General features: G+C 70.8%; 4 protein-coding genes. 3 read left to right on the top strand and 1 reads right to left on the bottom strand.

The window, feature by feature from the left end:
- Nucleotides 1-56: 56 nt before the first annotated feature.
- On the bottom strand, nucleotides 57-1460 hold the full coding sequence (locus AOK03_RS37775; RefSeq protein ID WP_055569886.1) for a cation:dicarboxylate symporter family transporter: 1404 nt from the start codon (nucleotides 1458-1460) through the stop codon (nucleotides 57-59).
- Between the two features lie 206 nt (nucleotides 1461-1666).
- Between AOK03_RS37775 and AOK03_RS37770 the strand changes: the two genes are divergently transcribed.
- The 3 genes from AOK03_RS37770 to AOK03_RS37760 all read left to right on the top strand — a co-directional run bounded on the left by AOK03_RS37770 (nucleotide 1667) and on the right by AOK03_RS37760 (nucleotide 5551).
- The gene (locus tag AOK03_RS37770) at nucleotides 1667-3313 is read left to right on the top strand and encodes a sensor histidine kinase (protein ID WP_055569885.1); all 1647 of its coding nucleotides are present in this window, start codon (nucleotides 1667-1669) and stop codon (nucleotides 3311-3313) included.
- Nucleotides 3310-3993, top strand: a complete 684-nt coding sequence (locus AOK03_RS37765; protein ID WP_244177914.1) for a response regulator — start codon at nucleotides 3310-3312, stop codon at nucleotides 3991-3993. The genes AOK03_RS37770 and AOK03_RS37765 overlap by 4 nt, the downstream gene beginning before the upstream one ends.
- Before the next feature lie 190 nt (nucleotides 3994-4183).
- Nucleotides 4184-5551, top strand: a complete 1368-nt coding sequence (locus AOK03_RS37760) for an extracellular solute-binding protein (RefSeq protein WP_167355689.1) — start codon at nucleotides 4184-4186, stop codon at nucleotides 5549-5551.
- The last annotated feature ends 130 nt before the right edge of the window (nucleotides 5552-5681 follow it).

The raw sequence follows: 5681 nt of genomic DNA, 5'->3' as shown, positions 1-5681 counted from the left end.
GCGGCGCCGGCGGCCCCCTGGAGGGGTGGGGGCCCTTCACACGGCCGGCCGGTGAACTACACCTTCACCGGCTCCTTGCCGTCGTCACGCGCGCCGGGCACGGCGTCCGCGCCCCGCCCGTCCTCGACGGCGGGCGACTCGTGTCCGTCGTCCACCAACGTACGCTCGTCGAAGGGGAGTTGTCCGTCGAGCACCGCCGAGACCCGCTCCTTGTCGACCTCCTTGGTCCAGGTGCCGATGAGGAGTGTGGCGACCGCGTTGCCCGCGAAGTTGGTGAGGGCGCGCGCCTCGCTCATGAAGCGGTCGACGCCGATGATGAGGCCGACGCCGTCGACCAGCGCGGGCTTGTGCGACTGGAGGCCGCTCGCGAGGACCGCGATGCCGGAGCCGGAGACGCCCGCCGCGCCCTTGGACGCGATCATCATGAAGAGCAGCAGCGAGATCTGCTCGCCGACGCCGAGCGGCTGATCCATCGCCTCGGCGATGAAGAGCGACGACATGGTCAGGTAGATCATCGTGCCGTCGAGGTTGAACGAGTAGCCCGTCGGGACCGTGATGCCGACGACGGGGCGGCTGACCCCGAGGTGCTCCATCTTCGCGATGAGCCGCGGCAGCGCGGACTCGGACGAGGAGGTGGAGACGATCAGCAGGAACTCACGGCCCAGGTACTTCAGGAGCTTGAAGAGGTTGACGCCGGTCACCAGGCGCAGCAGCGTGCCGAGCACGATGAGGATGAACAGGGCGCAGGTGACGTAGAACCCGATCATGATCGTGGCGAGCGCCTTGAGCGCGTCCACGCCGGTCTCGCCGATGACCGCGGCCATCGCGCCGAACGCGCCCACCGGGGCGGCCCACATGATCATGCCGAGCACCCGGAAGACCAGCTTCTGGATGTGTCCGATGCCGCGCAGCACCGGCTCGCCGGAGCGGCCCATGGCCTGCAGCGCGAAGCCCACGAGCAGCGCGACGAGCAGCGTCTGCAGCACCTCGCCCTGGGTGAAGGCGGAGACGATCGTCTTGGGGATGATGCCGAGCGCGAAGTCGACGAGGCCCTTGTCGGCCTCGTCGGCCGCGTCGTGGCCCGCGCCCTTCTCGGACTCGCTGATGTCCATGCCCGAGCCCGGGTGCAGGATGTTGCCGACGAGGAGGCCGATGGCGAGCGCGACGACGGACATCGCCACGAAGTAGCCGAGCGCGAGCCCGCCCACCTTGCCGACCTTCGCGGCCTGCCGGACCGAACCGACGCCGAGCACGATCGTGCAGAAGATGATCGGCGAGATCATCATCTTGATCAGGTTCACGAAGCCGGTGCCGAGCGGCTTCAGGTCCGTGGCGAAGTCCGGCCAGATGAAGCCGACGGCGATGCCGAGCAGCACGGCGCCGATGACGGCGATGTAGAGGTAGTGCGTGCGGTCCCGCTTGGCTGCGGGCTGCGCTTGTGGGTCGGCCGTGGTGGTCACGGGGGGCCCTCCTTGAACGACGTCGTCGGCGTTGTGGTGCCTGTGGTGCCAGTGGTGCCTTCGGTACGTGCGGCTCACGTCCTGTGCGATCGGCTCCCGTCCCGGGCGATCCCGGTGACTATCTCCCGGCCTGTGAGGGCGGTCACCCTTGCGTTCATTTAGTTCGCACTTATACGACCGCTTGTACGAGGAGGCAGACTGGCACCATGTCCCGCACCCGCCCCACCGGCCCCCGAAGGCTGCCGCGCAGCCTCGCGGGCCAGCTCTTCGCGATGCAGATCGTGCTGGTCACGGCGGTGGTCGCCGGGTGCGCCCTCTTCACGTATCTGAGCGACAAGCACCAGGGCGAGGAGAGCGCGCGCCGCCAGGCGACCGCGGCGGCGCGGGCGGTCGCGGACTCCCCTTCCGTACGCGAGGCCATCCGCGGCAGCGACCCGTCCGAGGAGCTCCAGCCGTACGCGACGCGGGTGCAGCACGACACCGGCGTCGACTTCGTGACGATCATGGACCCGCGCGGCATCCGCTGGACGCACCCCGACGAGCGCCGCATCGGCGAGCGCTTCCTCGGCCACCGGGCGGACGCGCTCCGCGGCAGGACCTTCGCGGAGACGTACACGGGCACCTTGGGCCCCTCGGTGCGCGTCGTCACCCCCATCTGGAGCGGTGCCGAGGCCGGGGACGGGCGCATCGTCGGCCTGGTCAGCGCGGGCATCACCATCGAGGAGATCACCGCGAAGGCCCGCGGCCAGCTCGTCGCGCTGCTCGGCGTCGCGGCCGCGGCGCTCGTGATCGGCGGCATCGGTACGTACGTCATCAACGCGCGCCTGCGCCGCAGCACGCACGGCATGAACGCGGGCGAGCTGAGCCGCATGCACGACTACCACGAGGCGGCGCTGCACGCGGTGCGCGAGGGCCTGCTGATGCTGGACGGGCAGCGGCGGATCGCGCTCATCAACGACGGCGGCCGCGAGCTGCTCGGGGTGGCGGGCGGCCCGGTGATCGGCCGCAACGTCTCCGAGCTCGGGCTCCCCGCCCCGCTGACCGGCGCCCTGCTCGCGGCCGAACCCCGGGTCGACGAGCTGCATCTGACCGCCGACCGGGTGCTGGTCGTCAACACCTCCCCCGTGTCGGGCGGCGAACGCCGCGGCACGGTGGTCACCCTGCGCGACCACACCGAGCTGCAGGCGCTGACCGGCGAGCTGGACTCCGAGCGCGGCTTCACGCGGGCCCTGCGCTCGCAGGCCCACGAGGCCGCGAACCGCCTCCACACGGTGGTGTCCCTCATCGAACTCGGCCGTGCGGACGAGGCGGTCGACTTCGCCACCGCCGAACTGGAGCTGGCGCAGGCGCTGACCGACCAGGTGGTGGCCGCGGTCAGCGAGCCCGTCCTGGCCGCCCTGCTGCTCGGCAAGGCGGCGCAGGCCAACGAGCACGGCGTGGAGCTGGTCGTCTCGGACGACAGCAGCATCGACGACGGCGTGCTCCCGGCGTCCCTGCCCGCCCGCGACCTGGTCACGGTCCTCGGCAACCTCATCGACAACGCGGTCGACGCGGCGCAGGGCTCGCCCGCGGCGCGCGTCACCGTGACGGCCCGCGCGGACGCGGCGGAGCTCCTGCTGCGCGTCTCGGACACGGGACCCGGCGTCGACCCCGCACAGCGGGACGCCGTCTTCGAACGCGGCTGGTCGACCAAGGCGGCCACGGGCCGGGGCCTCGGCCTGGCCCTGGTCCACCAGACGGTCACCCGCAACGGCGGCACGCTGACCGTACGAGAATCCCCGGAGGGCGGCGCGGAGTTCGAGGTGACCCTCGTGACGACGACCGCCGCATCCGTGCCGGGAGGCGCCCAGTGATCCGAGTTCTCGTCGTCGAGGACGACCCCGTCGCCGCCGACGCCCATGTCCTCTACGTCAACCGCGTGCCCGGCTTCGAGGCCATCGGCCGCCCCGCCCACTCCGCCGCCGAGGCCCGCCGCGCCCTGGACCGCACCCCGGTCGACCTGATCCTCCTGGACCTGCACCTGCCGGACGGCCACGGCCTCCAGCTGGCCCGCTCCCTGCGCGCCGCGGGCAACCACACGGACGTCATCGCGGTGACGTCGGCCCGTGACCTGGCGGTCGTCCGCGAGGACGTCTCCCTCGGCGTCGTCCAGTACGTCCTGAAGCCCTTCACCTTCGCGACGCTGCGCGACCGCCTCACCCGTTACGCGGAGTTCCGCACCGCCGCCGCGGAGGGCGAGGCCACCGGCCAGGACGAGGTCGACCGCGCGCTCGCCACCCTGCGCGCGCCGGGCCCCGCCGCCCTGCCGAAGGGGCTCAGCGGCCCCACCCTCGAACGCGTCATCCGCACCCTGCGCGACGCCTCCGACGGCCTGACCGCCACCGCGGCCGCCCAGTCGGCGGGCCTGTCCCGGATCACCGCCCGGCGCTATCTGGAACACCTGGTCGACACGGCCCGCGCGGCCCGCAGCCCGCAGTACGGTCACGTCGGCCGCCCCGAACTGGTCTACCGCTGGCTTACGCCGAACGACTGAACCCCGGCCGGGCGCTCGGCACTTCCCACCCCGGAGGCCTCACCAACGTACGCCCGATAACAACGTTGTCACGGTGGTGACAAGCAACAACGCACAGCGCCCGCAGAGGCATTGACCTTGCTCCGAGCACGCCCTTACGTTCACCGGGCAACCCACGTGGCAGCCCAGCCGCGTCGGCCAGTAGGAGGTCGTGCCCGTGCGCCCCACCACCACCCCACTGCTCCTCGCCGCCTCCACCCTGCTCGCCGCCGGCACTCTCACCGCGTGCGGCGGCGGCTCAGGCGACGACCCCGACACCGTGAAGATCTCCTTCAAGCAGTCCACGGACAACCAGATCAGGGTCATGGACACCTATCTGGCGGACATCAAGAAGCAGTTCGAGCGGGAGAACCCGGGCAAGAAGGTCAAGCTGGTGCCGATCAAGGCGCCGGACTCCGAGTACTACACGAAGCTGCAGCAGATGCTGCGCTCCCCCAAGACCGCGCCCGACCTGGTCTACGAGGACACGTTCCTGATCAACTCGGACATCACCAGCGGGTACTTGAAGCCGCTCGACACCTATCTGGCCAAGTGGCAGGACTGGAACCAGTTCATCGGCACGGCCAAGACGGCGGCGAAGGCGGCCGACGGCAAGACGTACGGCGTGCCGGACGGCACGGACACCCGCGGCCTCTGGTTCAGCAAGGCGATCTTCGAGAAGGCGGGCCTGCCCGCCGACTGGCAGCCCAAGACCTGGGACGACGTCCTCGACGCGGCCCGGACCGTCAAGAAGAAGGTCCCGGACGTCACGCCCCTCAACGTCTACACGGGGAAGCCGGCCGGTGAGGCGGCCACCATGCAGGGCTTCCAGATGCTCGCGTACGGCACGGGCAAGGACCCTCTGTACGACCCGGGCTCGAAGAAGTGGGTCACCGGCAGCCAGGGCTTCAAGGACTCCCTGAAATTCGTGGAGACCGTCTACAAGGACAAGCTCGGCCCGGACGTCTCGGACGCCCTCGACCCGAACTTCGCCACCCGCGTCCGCGGCGAGCTGCTGCCCGAGGACAAGCTGGCGATCAACCTCGACGGTTCGTGGCTGCCGCAGGACTGGGGCAAGGGCGCGGGCCACGAGTGGCCCGAGTGGTCGAAGAAGCTGGGCCTCGCCGCCATGCCGACACAGCACGGCCAGGCCCCCGGCAAGGTGAGCATGTCCGGCGGCTGGACCTGGGCGATCCCCTCCAAGGCCGACAACCCCGACCTCGCCTTCAAGTTCATCGAGACGATGCAGACGAAGGCCAACGCCAAGAAGTGGTACATCGCCAACTCCGGCATCGCCGTCCGCAAGGACGTCGCGGCCGATCCCACGTACGTGAAGGCGCAGCCCGGCATCAAGTTCTTCACCGACCTGGTCGCCTCGACGTACTACCGGCCCGCGTACCCCGAGTACCCGAAGGTCTCCACGGCGATCCAGGAGGCGATGGAGTCGGTGACGACCGGTGACAGCTCGGTGGACGACGCCGCGAGCGGATACGACGAGGAGGTCGACTCGGCGACGGACGGCAAGGTCACCGACAAGTAGCGCCCCGGGTGCGCCGCCGTACCGCCCTCGTACCGCCGTCGCCGTACCAGAGAGTGAGTGCCCGCTCGTGACCACCGCATCCTCCGCGGGTCCCGGCGGCGTCGCCAAGACGTCGTCGCCGGGCCCGCCG

Origin of the sequence: Streptomyces atriruber, from assembly GCF_001418325.1 — a bacterium.
Lineage (GTDB): Bacteria > Actinomycetota > Actinomycetes > Streptomycetales > Streptomycetaceae > Streptomyces > Streptomyces atriruber.
The sequence above is the reverse complement of the archived record's forward strand: the minus strand, read 5'-3'. Positions and strand labels throughout refer to the sequence as shown.

Coding starts and splice junctions, on each gene's coding strand:
- AOK03_RS37770 (WP_055569885.1), top strand. CDS start 1,667: ATGTCCCGCACCCGCCCCACCGGCCCCCGAAGGCTGCCGCGCAGCCTC.